Below are 12,346 nucleotides of genomic sequence, written 5' to 3'. Positions count from 1 at the left end.
AGGCAGCCACCACAGGTTGTGATTAAAACCGTTGATATCGTGTTTTGTGTTCATCCAATTAACATACCACCTGGCGTAGAGGTAAAGCAATGCCCGAAGTGCTGGCGCATATCAGCTCGCTTCCAGCATGCCAAAGCTCACAATGCGCGAACGACCTAACTCTTTCGCACGGTACAGTGCAACATCTGCGGCGCGTAACAGGTTGTCGCTCTGGGCATGCTGCGGGTAACTGGCGACACCTATAGAGACATCCACGTGTCCAATATCGGAAACGCCAAAGCGCAGCGACAGTTCGCGTACGCCGTTGTAGATTTCCGTAGCAAAGCGGTTAGCGGCCTGTTCATCCGTATTGGCCAGCAGTACCAGAAACTCTTCACCGCCGTAGCGGAAGGCCATGCCGCTGTCGTGGACAACGCGCTGAATAGTCGCAGCGATACTTTTAATCACACTATCGCCAGCCTCATGGCCAAAGCGGTCATTAATACTTTTAAAATGATCGATATCGATCATCAGGCAACTGATTGGTTCTTTGTTACGCACTGCCTGGCTCATCTGGGTACGCAGTGTATCTTCAAGATGATGACGGTTGCGCAGTCCGGTTAGCGGGTCGTAGAGCGCTTTCTCCAGCAGGGCGTCACGCAGTCGCTGGTTGGCTAATGCGAGGCCGAGTGCTTCTGCCATCAGCTCCAGATATGCACGGGAGGGGGCGGAATCATCGCTAAGGTTCTGGAATGAGAGCAGACCGATAGCTTCGCCCTGGGCAATCAGCGGAACACACAGGGTGTGGTGCTGGCATGACTCTGGCAGATGGTAGCAGGCGATATCGGGTTCACCTTGTACCGGAGGATGACTCTGGCCGCGGCGCACAGCCCAGCATTCGTCCGGGTGGAACGCATCCGCTTTACCCTGCGGAGAAAGCCATTGCGCAACGCAGCGCATTTGCCAGGGTTCCTGGTCCAGTATGTAAAGCCGCCCGGCGATACCTGGAGCAATATTCGGTGCAAACAGCTCTGCCACATTGATGATATCGGCAAAACTCTCGCAACCCTGCAGACGTTGCGTCATGCGCGCCAGCAGATCGCGGATTGCCCAGTCTGCATCTCGCTCTTTCTCCAGTCTCTGACGCGCCAGACCGTTCTCGCGAAATATCCGGATCGCCTGTGCCATGTCGCCTATTTCATCTATCTGGTTAAAACTGGGCGTCTCAACGGCATAATCCTGCGATGCGAGACGGTTTACGACATCGCTCAAACGCACGACGGGGCGCAGGACGCGACGCTTTAAAATGAAACCGAGAACGAATAAAAACAGCAGCGCCGTCAGACCGACCATCACTTCAGAGGCCGTCCGCAGCATGCGGGATGACTGGGTTGCATCTTCAATTGTATTGCGTACGCGGTTATCGAGCAGTTGGCGGAAATGATCTATCCGGTCCTGGGCGCGTTCCAGTTCCTGTTCATAGCTTTTCCCATAGAGCAGGGCAATAGCCTGCGACTCTTCTGCGCGCGCGATGCTGGCAAACGCCGCAGCTTGCTCGTCCTGCAGGGCATCAACAATCTGCAGCCCTTCGTGCAATAGCGCCAGCTCTTCATCCGTTGCTCCAAGGTCCTTGAGCTTCGACAGACGATGCTCAACAGCTTTCAGCGACGTTTCTTTCTGACGGTAGGCGTCAAGCACCTCAGGATCTTTTGCAATAACATAGTCGCGTGCCAGGTCGGACAGCGACCAGGCATCGAGTTCGACTTCTTCGGTAAGTTGATCGAACTGATAACGCTGTTCTACCACCTGGCGTTCTGTGTTATCGGCGCTGGATGCCATCAGCATGACAACGCCTGAAGCGATGGTCAGGCATACCGTCGCGCTATAGGCCCAGTTGGTGATTGTGGCAATTCGCACTGATTAGTTCCTTCTGCGACGATTAATGAATACGCATGATTGCAATTATAGGAAACGCATGATTTTGCGTGAAAATAAAAAAGGCGGTCCAGAAACCGCCTTCTGTTATCGTCCTGCAATCATAAATCTGGAGGATTTTTTCCTTCTTCCATAAAGGCTTCGTCGATTCCTTCCACGTTACCTTCATGGTCACGCCCGGAAAACAGGTTCCAGCAGGTTATGAATAGTGCAGCAATCAGGGGGCCAATCACAAAGCCGTTAATGCCGTAGATCTCCATGCCGCCGAGAGTGGTAATCAAAATCAGATAGTCCGGCATTTTGGTGTCTTTACCTACCAGCAGCGGGCGCAGGATATTGTCCACCAGCCCAACGATAATCACGAAGAAGCCAACGATAAACAGCCCTTGCCATAGCTGGTGGGTGGCGAACAGGAATATTGCTGCAGGTACCCAGACGATCGCTGAGCCCACTGCAGGCACGAGCGAGAGAAACGCCATCAACGCCCCCCACAGAACGCTGCCGTCGATATCCACAATTGCAAACGCGATGCCGCCAAGAATACCCTGAACCAAAGCGACGACCGCCGTGCCCTTGACGGTTGCCCGCGTCACGCCGACGAATTTGGCAAACAGGTGCTGTTTGGCAAAGTCAGAAAGGGGTAATGAGTCCAGAATCTGGCGCACCAGATACGGTCCATCCTTCAGTAAGAAGAACAGCAGATACAGCATGATGCCAAAACTGATAGCAAAGCCGAATGTCCCTTTCCCAATCAGAAATGCACTGCCAGCAAGGTACTGCCCGCCTTGCAGCACGACATCGGACAGTTTTTTCTGGATCTGCGCGACATCATCCAGATTGTGTTCTGCCAGAAACCCTCTGGCCCAGTCAGGAAGGTACGAAAGAATAGAAGTGACGACTTCCGGGAACTGCGTGTCATTCTGTTGCAGTTTGGTGTACACCACGTTCAGTTCAATGGCCAGCGATGACAGGATTACCATCAGCGGGATAAAGACAATCAGACAGATAATGACGATGGTAATCAACGATGCCAGCCCGTTGCGTTCGCCAAGCGCGCTACGCAGTCTGTTTTTTACCGGGTTAAAGATAGTCGTTAATATCGCGGCCCACAAAATGGCGGAAAAGTAGGGGGACAATACATCGAAGAACGCCCAGGTCACGAGGGCAAGTATGAAAATGAAGAAGCCTTTAGTCAGTCCGTTAAATCGCATTAGTGAACCCTGTAATGAGAAGCAGTCCCGACTATAGAACCGTTCAGGGGATTTACCAACTTTAGCTGCAGATATTTAGAATAAAGATGTTGCACTAAGGCTACATTCTTATTGTCCTTGCTTCACTGGCGGGAGAGCTATCCTCGCCTCAGTTCAAACTTAATCTTAGACATATACGAATTCCTTCTTTTCAACGATACTCTTATGCTATGAGTTCAAATAAGCAGCGTTATTACAGCTCTTCAGGCAGATTCAAAATCAACATCGAATAATTTTTCGATATCCAAACTGCACCTTAATCAGTCCGGCGCATGGCAGACAGCCTCAATATTATGGCCATCAGGTGCAATGACAAATGCGGCATAGTAGTTTTCGCTATAGGAACGTAAGCCAGGTGCTCCGTTATCCTGGGCTCCCGTGCGCAAAGCTGCATTGTAAAATTCATCAACTTGCTGCCGGGTTTTTGCGACAAACGCCAGATGCAGAGGAGCCGGCTTGTCATTCGTGTGGAACAGACAAAGTGAAACATTCTCGGAGCCCATTTCAACACCGTAGCTTGGTGTGCCTTCATCGATGAGTTCTACGCCAAGCGGCTGAAGCGCGTTGAGAAAGAAAATTTTACTTTTTTCGTAATCACTTACACCGATTTTCACATGATCGAACATTCTTTATTCCTCATGAAGATATGAACAAATAAAGAGTATATAAAGAGATTGAAGTCGAATTCACGTAAGAACCTGTCAATGTGATGAACATCAATTTAGAGATCTATATATCTACAGTACCTGCCTTTGCTGTTTTAATTGGATTCTTTGATTGCTTGGTTTGTATCCCGCCTAAATCCTCATTAGGAATGGCACATCAGTTTTGTTAATTTTTTACTCTTACAACAAGAATGGATTTAAGGAATTGAGTAGATCGTTCCTGGCGTCATTACTGCCGCCAGGTTTCATTGTTGAAAGGTTGAGGTTATTTATTTTCAATTAGATAGCTAACTGTCGCCGCGTACTGATGAACAAAAATATCAAGCGAGCTTGTGTCCATCCCCTGCGGATTCAGCTGATATTTTCCTTTGACGAACATCGCCGGAACCCCTCTAAGTTCAACATCCATGGCCGCTTTCTCCTGCTTAGCCACTAAGGCTTTCACAGCAAAGCTGTTCTGTAAGTATCCCTGCAAAATGATTTTGAATCGCCACGGGTTTAACAGACACCTCGGAGTCATTTAAGATGACTTAAAGAGAGGTGCCCATGAGCGGTAAACGTTATCCCGAAGAGTTTAAAATTGAAGCAGTCAAACAGGTTATTGATCGCGGTCATTCTGTTTCCAGCGTTGCAACACGTCTCGATATCACCACCCACAGCCTTTACGCCTGGATAAAGAAGTACGGTCCGGACTCATCCACTAATAAAGAACAGTCAGATGCTCAGGCCGAGATCCGCCGACTCCAGAAGGAGTTGAAGCGGGTTACTGACGAACGAGACATATTAAAAAAAGCCGCGGCGTACTTCGCAAAGCTGTCCGACTGAGGTACGACTTTATTCGTGACAACTCCCGTTGCTGGCCTGTTCGTCTGCTCTGCAGGGTGCTGGATGTTCATCCCAGTGGCTTTTACGCCTGGTTTAAGCAACCGTATTCTCAGCGCCACCAGGTAGATCTGAGACTGACGGGACAGATCAAACAGTTCTGGCTGGAGTCCGGTTGCGTTTATGGTTATCGCAAGATCCATCTGGACTTGCGGGATAGCGGTCAACAGTGCGGAGTGAACAGAGTCTGGCGACTGATGAATCGTGCCGGGATAAAGGCTCAGGTCGGGTACCGGAGCCCGCGGGCACGCAAAGGCGAGGCCAGTATCGTATCGCCCAACAGGCTCCAGCGACAGTTCAATCCGGATGCTCCGGATAAGCGTTGGGTAACGGACATAACCTACATCAGGACCTACGAAGGCTGGCTGTATCTTGCTGTGGTTGTTGATCTGTTCTCACGCAAAATTATCGGCTGGTCAATGCAATCCCGGATGACAAAGGACATTGTCCTGAACGCACTGCTGATGGCTGTATGGCGGCGTAATCCCCAAAAACAGGTGCTGGTTCATTCGGACCAGGGCAGTCAGTACACAAGCCATGAGTGGCAGTCGTTCCTGAAATCACACGGCCTGGAGGGGAGCATGAGCCGTCGCGGTAACTGTCACGATAATGCGGTTGCAGAAAGCTTTTTCCAGTTGCTGAAACGCGAACGGATAAAGAAAAAGATCTACGGAACGCGGGAAGAAGCCCGCAGCGATATTTTTGATTACATCGAAATGTTTTATAACAGTAAGCGTCGGCATGGTTCGAGCAATCAGATGTCACCGACAGAATATGAAAACCAGTATTATCAACGGCTCGGAAGTGTCTAGATTATCCGTGGCGATTCAACCATCAATGTTTAGAGGACCTCTGGCACCACAGCTTCCGCTCCTGGCACGAAGCGGATAAAGAATAAGAGATTGACAAAATCCTTACATCAATGGTTGCATGGTACAACTATTGTTGCAGGATAATGCTCATGATTTCTGAACTAAGTAATATACAAAACATACGTGCGGCATCACGCTTAATGGTGCGAGAGCTGGGGTTCATGAACCAAAACCTGGCTGCAACTGACTATCCTCCTTCAGCAGTTCACGCCATGCTTGAAATTGAAACTCATGGATCATTGACAGCCGCTCAACTGGTCCAGGTCTTGGGGCTAGAGAAATCCAGCGTTAGCCGCATGCTCGCTAAACTTGTCGAAGCCGGAGAGCTTAAAGAAAGTCCTTCTGCTGAAGATGCGAGGACAAAACGATTAAGCCTTACCGGGAAGGGCATGGAGACCGTACATAACATCAATACTTATGCTGACCAACGTGTCGGAGCGGCACTTGGTAAGCTCGATCCGTTTACACAACAAACTGTATTACAAGGTCTTTCTTCCTATGCCAGCGCGTTGAAAGCCTGTCGTGAAAGAATTGAAGGCAAAGTGTGTAACAGTTTCAAAATAGTAACGGGTTATCATCCCGGTATGATAGGTCGTATTACTGAAATGCATGGTAGCTATTACGCAAGAGAACATAACTTCGGCAGTTTTTTTGAAGGGAAGGTTGCCGCAGGTCTTGCTGATTTTTCTGACCGTCTGGACAAGCCATGTAATCAGATCTGGCTGGCAATGGTGAATGAACGCATAGTCGGCTCAGTTGCAATTGACGGTGAGGACCTTGGGAATAATGAGGCGCATCTGCGCTGGTTCATCCTTGAAGATGGGTGTCGTGGCAGCGGATTGGGTAGAAAGCTTGTTGGAGAAGCGATGAGATTTTGTGATGAGCAGAGATTCTCATCGGTACAATTGTGGACATTTAATAAACTTACTGCTGCAAGACGATTGTACGAATCATTTGGATTTGAATTATCGAAAGAATGGGAAGGCGATCAATGGGGGAATACTATTACTGAGCAACAGTTCACTCGAAAGTCATCTTAAAACCGCTAACCACTTACCCTGGCGGCCAGGATATTTTTGAATACTTGCATCTATCAGTTGAACTCACAGCAGATAACTTACGCTATGATTTAATAGTGAAACCGTCATTTTTTCCCGAAAAGGGTCGTCAATTAACGAGGGGGTCGCTATGAACACTCAGCCTGTCATCGGGATTAGTGGATGTTTAACTGGTTCAGCCGTGCGATTCGACGGTGGGCATAAACGGATGGGGTTTGTGATGGACGACCTGGCTCAGTGGGTGACTTTCAAACCTGTCTGCCCAGAGATGTCCATCGGTTTGCCTGTACCACGTCCAGCGTTGCGTCTGGTTCAAACCGCCCAAGGGAATGTCCGCATCTGTTTTAGCCATGCGCCTGGTGAGGATGTAACCGATAAAATGTCCGATTTCACCAACTCATATCTTCAGGGACTTGGTGGCCTCTCGGGTTTTATCGTCTGTGCTAAATCACCGAGTTGCGGTATGGAAAGAGTGAGACTGTATGACGAGAAGGGAAATCGTGGGCGAAAAGAAGGGACTGGTCTGTTTACTGGCGCGTTAATGGAAACCTACCCGTGGTTGCCAGTCGAAGAAGATGGCCGCTTGCACGATCCAGTGCTGAGGGAGAACTTTGTCGAACGCGTGTTCGCATTGCATGAGCTTAATTGGCTGCGGGCCAATGGTCTTACTCGCCATGGCTTACTCAACTTTCACAGTCGCTATAAGCTACAGCTTCTGGCTCATCACCAGGCCGGTTACCGGGAAATCGGCCCATTCGTTGCCTCGCTTCACCAGTGGGATGATTTGGACGCTTTTTTCGTTGTCTATCGTGAAAAGCTCATGACGATCCTCAAAAAGCCCGCCTCACGAAAAAATCACACCAACGTACTGATGCATATCCAGGGCTACTTCCGCGAACGGTTGAACTCCCGCCAGCGCGGAGAGTTACGTGACGTTATCCTCAACTATAGCGGTGGGCTGCTGCCAATATTGGCGCCTCTGACGCTACTCAAGCACTATCTGGCTGAATACCCAGACAGCTATCTGCTTACCCAGAACTATTTTGATCCTTATCCGAATGATTTAGCGCTACGGTTGATGATCAAATAGTCTGAGAGCGATTCAACCGTTTCTGATTTTCTCATCGATACAAGGCTGAGGTTTACCAAACAGATATCCTTGGGCGAAATCGCAGCCCAGCGCCTGAAGGCTTTTTAGTTGTTCCTGCGTTTCAACACCTTCAGCAACAGCCTTCATATTGAGGGATTTCGCCATGCCGGTGATCAGTTTGATGATATTAAGCGCATCTTCCTGTGTGGATATTGAATGGACAAACGACTTGTCTATTTTAATTTTATCGAAGGCAAGCCTGCTCAGGCGCGAAAGGGAAGAATATCCGGTGCCAAAATCATCGATCGAGATTTTTACACCCATGGCTCTGAGTTTGTTAAGTGTGTTCATCGGCGTCGTACTCTCAATGAAGAGAGAGGATTCTGTTACTTCCAGTTCAAGACGATCGGCTGGGAGTCCAGTTTCTTTCAGAATAGACAGTACGATACCGACAAAGGCTTTGCTGCTTAGCTGGACAGGAGAGACATTCACTGAAATTTTAGCCGGAACCGCCCAACAAGTCGCTTCCCGGCAGGCAATTTCAAGCACAGCTTTCCCCATCTCATTAATCATTCCGGTTTTTTCAGCAACAGGAATAAAGTTATCCGGCGACAGGAGGCCCTTTAGAGGATGGAGCCAACGAATTAGGGCTTCATAGCTATAAATTTCCTGGCTGAAGGAGTCAACAATGGGCTGATAATAAACCACGAATTCTTTGTTCACTATTGCCAATGCCATATCATGCTCAAGCGTTCTGCTTTCTTGTAGCTTTTCTAACATTCGTTGTCGGAAGACTTTTATCTTACCAGAGCCTTCACCTTTGGCTTCATAAAGGGCCAGATCGGCAAATTTATAAAGATAGTCGGAACGACGTTCAGTGTCTGAGATAACAATGCCAACACAGGTGGTTATGTTGATAATCGTGTTATAAATAGTGTAGGGCTGGCTGATAAATTCACATATTTTCTGGGCGCGCGAAACAGCGTGGCTTTCTGTCAGGCCACTTGAGAGAAACGCAAATTCATCTCCACCCAGGCGATACAGCGTATCCGAAGTAAGGCTCATCGAAACCAGTCGGTCAGATATCTGGCGTAGCAACATATCACCGGCATCATGACCATACGTATCATTTACTTCTTTGAATCGATCTAAATCAAACAACATCACAGTCACAGAATCGTGATTTTTTTCTGCTCTCTCAATTGTTTTATTTAAATCGCTCCAGAATAGCTGACGGTTATTCATCTCGGTAAGAGAGTCATGGTAGACGTCATATTCCAGTTTAGCATTCTGAATTTGCAGTTTTTCTTTAGATTTCTGCAGTTCTTCGGCAAGGCTCTTGACCTGCAGGTGCGCCCGCAGAATATTTCTGTTTTGATAGAAAATGAGCACGCCCAGAATCGCACTCAGTATTATCAGCAGCACAGAGGTTGCAGAATAAATATAGTACAGCGTCTGGATTTTTTGGTTGGCGTTATTGATCGAGTTAACATCTTTGTTTAACGCACCAGATGAAAGACGACCCAGTGGCGCATCCAGAGTATGCATTTTTTTCAGATAAGCCTGGAGTGCTGAACGGTTCATTTTTTCTAGATTAACATCCAGAAAACTAAGGGTATTTTCAAGTTTTACCGCCAGCTCGCGGTGGGCTATATTGCTTTCGATGTAGCGCCCCAAGTCACCTTCTTTTATCAAATCACTCTGGCTAAGCATAATGTCGAGGCGCATGCGTACATCATCGAGATTCATCGTATCATCGATAGTGTAAAGACCAAGCAACGATTCAAATCGGTAATATTGTGATACCAGCTGAGCAGCAGACCAGGAATCGGTGTAGTGAGTCAGTTTCTGTAACTCTTGTTGCCGTTCATGCACGAGGAAAGAGATATACCCGGTAGATATAAAAAGAAAAAAGATGATGCCAGCCAGTATTCTGTTCATGATGTTCCTCTGAACGCTTACTCAATATCCATACTACTGACCTGCCATGCAGACCTTGAATAATAAATCTGATTATTCAATTCTGGCATGCTGTCATAGGGGTACACAATGAATAACGGGCCTTTGTCACGGATGCGCATATATTTTCCGTTGATTTTTAACGCAAGGATAGCATTGTATTTTTTGAAATCACTAAGAGGGATAACAGTGGTGTAGTCATTGAGTGCAGTGACCTTAACAACAGAGCCGTTCGCCCCGACATAATCCATGAGCTTTTGTAGCGGAATACCCGTAAAGGTAGTGCGCCCATTATACCAGGGGGAGGTGGTCTGGAAACTGACCATGCCCAGCTTCTCAAGGCTGGCGGTATCAAAAACGGCTTTCCCGTCTGCATTTGTATTTTCAATATTACCCGACAGCGTTAAAAGCACTTTACCGGTGGGCCTGGAAAGTTCACCTGCCCATAGCTGGGTGGAGAGTACAAAGCTTACCAACATGACCATTAATCGCATTCTTACCTCACCAATCAGCCGGATGTTAAAGAATTATAATTTAGATATCACGCTATTTATATATATTGCATGGGTATTATTGGTGTAATAACTCCAATAGCTTTTTAATTCTTTTAAATCAGTGAGTTAGTTGTTACCTGTTCTGCTGTGGTGCATTAAAAATGCTAGTGTGTTATTTGAGTAAAGCTAAATTTCACTATGTATGTACAAAAATAAATCATCTATTTACTCAGTGCCAATAAATACGCACGAAAATAAAGGTTTATTTTTTTCACTGCAGCTGGATTTGGTTGTTTACTGGTGGGTAACTATATCGGGCACGAAGCCGCCTTTAGTGTAGCGGGAGCGCTTCGTGTCGGTAATCAAGGACAAAAATTCTATACGCGGCAAGTGTGGTCTATCTGAACCCGTTTATTCACCCGCCTGAGCTGACTGGCGGGCATACAGATAGGCGGTGGCCCTCGATACGCCCAGATGCTGTGCAACCGTATCCATAGATTTGCGTACGTTCAGCAAACCGTCCTGGCGTAATTGTTGAATCAGCAGCTTACGGTCTTGAGGTTTAAGGGCTCGGGCCGTCGTCGCGCGTTTAGCGGCAAAGTCATCAATACGCTGGCGGATGACTTCATTACTGCCGGGATCGATATGTTCCTTAATGGGGGAATTTTCAGTTTCAGTAAAACGCGCAAGAGCACTCTGCATACCACGGAACAGCGTCATATCGACATTCAGGCAAAGTGCCGCTACGTATTTGCCGTCTTCGTCCTTGATGCCAATGGAGGTACTTTTCACCGGGCGGCCATCGGCAAACTGATTGCTGTAGTTCGCAATGATGCTGGGAAAGTCAGGTGACGCGATTCTCGCCAGGCCAAGCTCGGTTGCTGGCTGGCCGGGTTGACGTCCGGAAAGATTATTATGGATGGACAAAATGGCATGTTCAGGATTTTTGAGGTCATGAACCACCACTTCGCAAAACGGAGAGAAGGTCTCACTCAATCCCCTGGCGATAGTATCAATTTGGCTGAGAAGCGAGTTATTGTCGTTTTTTGGCATGCCAGTCTCCTGCGGTGATGTCTGTTGCCATGATTGCGAGCAGTTTACAGTGACCTGGGAGCGTTTTTCCAGACGGGAGTGTACAGACAGTAAAAGTAGGGTATCTGCATGGCAGATACCCTGTTTATCATCCGGCCAGAAATTCACTGTAGCGACTGATATCCACATTTCCGCCGCTGATGATAATGCCGATTTTCTTGCCGCGAAGCTCAGCTTTACGCGCTCTGGCGGCAGCAAAACCCAGACACCCGGTTGGCTCTACGACGATTTTCATGCGTTCAGCGATAAATTTCATTGAGGCAACTAACTCAGCGTCTGAAACAGTCAGAATATCGTTCACATTTTGCTGGATAATCTGAAATGTATAGTTCCCGAGATGTTGAGTCTGAGCACCGTCAGCAATGGTTTTGGGCGTATCGATATGAACTATTTTTCCACTTCGGAACGACTGTTGACCATCGTTACCCGCCTCAGGTTCGACACCATAGATGATGCAGTCAGGAGACAGATGTCTGGCCGCCAGGGCGGATCCTGAGAGCAGGCCGCCACCGCCCAGACACACGAAAAGAGCGTCTAACTGACCCACTTCTTCAATTAGCTCTTTTGTGGCGGTGCCCTGGCCTGCTATCACATGCGGATGGTCGTAAGGGGGGATTAGCGTTAACCCCTGTTTCTCTGCCAGGTCCCGACCAATTTTTTCACGATCTTCAGTATAGCGATCGTAAGTTACCACTTTTCCGCCATAGCCTTTCGTCGCCGCAACTTTGGCCGCCGGGGCATCATGCGGCATGATAATTGTTGCTGGAATACCCAACAACTTTGCCGACAGGGCAATGGCCTGTGCATGGTTGCCGGAAGAAAACGTCACGACGCCCGCAGCGCGTTGTTGTGGGGTGAACTGGCGTAGCGCATTCATAGCGCCGCGAAATTTGAAGGCGCCCATTCTCTGGAAGTTTTCGCACTTAAAGAAGACTTCCGCGCCAAATTCTTCGTTAACCGTTCGGGAGGTCATCACCGGCGTTTTGTTAGCATAATCTGCGATGCGCTCTGCCGCAGCGGCAACATCGTAATAATCAGGCAGTGTCATTTCAGTCATTGTTGTTCACCTG

Annotated in this window: 10 protein-coding genes and 1 pseudogene; 3 read left to right on the top strand and 8 right to left on the bottom strand. The window is 48.1% G+C overall.

Annotation, left to right across the window (positions count from 1 at the left end; translation table 11 throughout):
* Positions 1-111: 111 nt before the first annotated feature.
* The 4 genes and pseudogenes from OGY17_RS12575 to OGY17_RS12560 all read right to left on the bottom strand — a co-directional run.
* On the bottom strand, positions 112-1,896 hold the full coding sequence (locus tag OGY17_RS12575) for a diguanylate cyclase (protein WP_286607378.1): 1,785 nt from the start codon (positions 1,894-1,896) through the stop codon (positions 112-114).
* Positions 1,897-2,015: 119 nt separating this feature from the next.
* Positions 2,016-3,125, bottom strand: coding sequence for an AI-2E family transporter (locus OGY17_RS12570; protein WP_003832733.1), 1,110 nt, complete (start codon positions 3,123-3,125; stop codon positions 2,016-2,018).
* 299 nt (positions 3,126-3,424) lie between these two features.
* A complete protein-coding gene (locus OGY17_RS12565; protein ID WP_008784652.1) occupies positions 3,425-3,790 on the bottom strand; it encodes a VOC family protein in 366 nt (121 codons plus the stop codon).
* Positions 3,791-4,094: 304 nt separating this feature from the next.
* A pseudogene (locus OGY17_RS12560) lies at positions 4,095-4,286 on the bottom strand (DsbA family protein); the annotation flags it as partial.
* 89 nt (positions 4,287-4,375) lie between these two features.
* Between OGY17_RS12560 and OGY17_RS12555 the strand changes: the two are divergent.
* From OGY17_RS12555 to OGY17_RS12545, 3 genes are all read left to right on the top strand, one after another.
* Positions 4,376-5,523, top strand: a protein-coding gene (locus tag OGY17_RS12555; protein WP_234610400.1) for an IS3 family transposase whose coding sequence is annotated in 2 segments (ribosomal slippage) — positions 4,376-4,613 and positions 4,613-5,523 — 1,149 coding nt in all. Because the reading frame shifts where the segments join, the coding sequence is not laid out codon by codon here.
* Positions 5,524-5,672: 149 nt separating this feature from the next.
* Complete coding sequence (locus OGY17_RS12550; protein ID WP_174770311.1) at positions 5,673-6,623, top strand: bifunctional helix-turn-helix transcriptional regulator/GNAT family N-acetyltransferase; 951 nt, start codon at positions 5,673-5,675, stop codon at positions 6,621-6,623.
* 148 nt (positions 6,624-6,771) lie between these two features.
* Positions 6,772-7,731: a YbgA family protein gene (locus OGY17_RS12545; RefSeq protein ID WP_234102823.1), complete on the top strand. Its 960-nt coding sequence runs from the start codon at positions 6,772-6,774 to the stop codon at positions 7,729-7,731.
* Between the two features lie 12 nt (positions 7,732-7,743).
* Here the strand turns inward: OGY17_RS12545 and OGY17_RS12540 are convergent, their stop codons facing one another.
* The 4 genes from OGY17_RS12540 to OGY17_RS12525 all read right to left on the bottom strand — a co-directional run bounded on the left by OGY17_RS12540 (position 7,744) and on the right by OGY17_RS12525 (position 12,333).
* Positions 7,744-9,672: a putative bifunctional diguanylate cyclase/phosphodiesterase gene (locus OGY17_RS12540; RefSeq protein WP_286607375.1), complete on the bottom strand. Its 1,929-nt coding sequence runs from the start codon at positions 9,670-9,672 to the stop codon at positions 7,744-7,746.
* Between the two features lie 17 nt (positions 9,673-9,689).
* Positions 9,690-10,184, bottom strand: coding sequence for a putative pterin-binding protein (locus OGY17_RS12535; protein ID WP_003832739.1), 495 nt, complete (start codon positions 10,182-10,184; stop codon positions 9,690-9,692).
* A gap of 411 nt (positions 10,185-10,595) precedes the next feature.
* Entirely contained in the window at positions 10,596-11,237 is a 642-nt protein-coding gene (locus OGY17_RS12530; RefSeq protein ID WP_191214726.1) for a helix-turn-helix transcriptional regulator, read from the bottom strand.
* 127 nt (positions 11,238-11,364) lie between these two features.
* Positions 11,365-12,333, bottom strand: a complete 969-nt coding sequence (locus OGY17_RS12525; RefSeq protein ID WP_191214725.1) for a threo-3-hydroxy-L-aspartate ammonia-lyase — start codon at positions 12,331-12,333, stop codon at positions 11,365-11,367.
* Positions 12,334-12,346 lie beyond the last annotated feature (13 nt).

It is taken from the genome of Citrobacter sp. Cpo126 (assembly GCF_030332445.1).
GTDB lineage: Bacteria > Pseudomonadota > Gammaproteobacteria > Enterobacterales > Enterobacteriaceae > Citrobacter > Citrobacter portucalensis.
The sequence above is the reverse complement of the archived record's forward strand: the minus strand, read 5'-3'. Positions and strand labels throughout refer to the sequence as shown.

What these genes read in the sequence shown, in the direction of transcription:
- OGY17_RS12540 (WP_286607375.1), bottom strand. Translation starts at nt 9,672, where the DNA reads ATGAACAGAATACTGGCTGGCATCATCTTTTTTCTTTTTATATCTACC.
- OGY17_RS12565 (WP_008784652.1), bottom strand. Translation starts at nt 3,790, where the DNA reads ATGTTCGATCATGTGAAAATCGGTGTAAGTGATTACGAAAAAAGTAAA.
- OGY17_RS12525 (WP_191214725.1), bottom strand. Translation starts at nt 12,333, where the DNA reads ATGACTGAAATGACACTGCCTGATTATTACGATGTTGCCGCTGCGGCA.
- OGY17_RS12530 (WP_191214726.1), bottom strand. Translation starts at nt 11,237, where the DNA reads ATGCCAAAAAACGACAATAACTCGCTTCTCAGCCAAATTGATACTATC.
- OGY17_RS12570 (WP_003832733.1), bottom strand. Translation starts at nt 3,125, where the DNA reads ATGCGATTTAACGGACTGACTAAAGGCTTCTTCATTTTCATACTTGCC.
- OGY17_RS12535 (WP_003832739.1), bottom strand. Translation starts at nt 10,184, where the DNA reads ATGCGATTAATGGTCATGTTGGTAAGCTTTGTACTCTCCACCCAGCTA.
- OGY17_RS12545 (WP_234102823.1), top strand. Translation starts at nt 6,772, where the DNA reads ATGAACACTCAGCCTGTCATCGGGATTAGTGGATGTTTAACTGGTTCA.
- OGY17_RS12550 (WP_174770311.1), top strand. Translation starts at nt 5,673, where the DNA reads ATGATTTCTGAACTAAGTAATATACAAAACATACGTGCGGCATCACGC.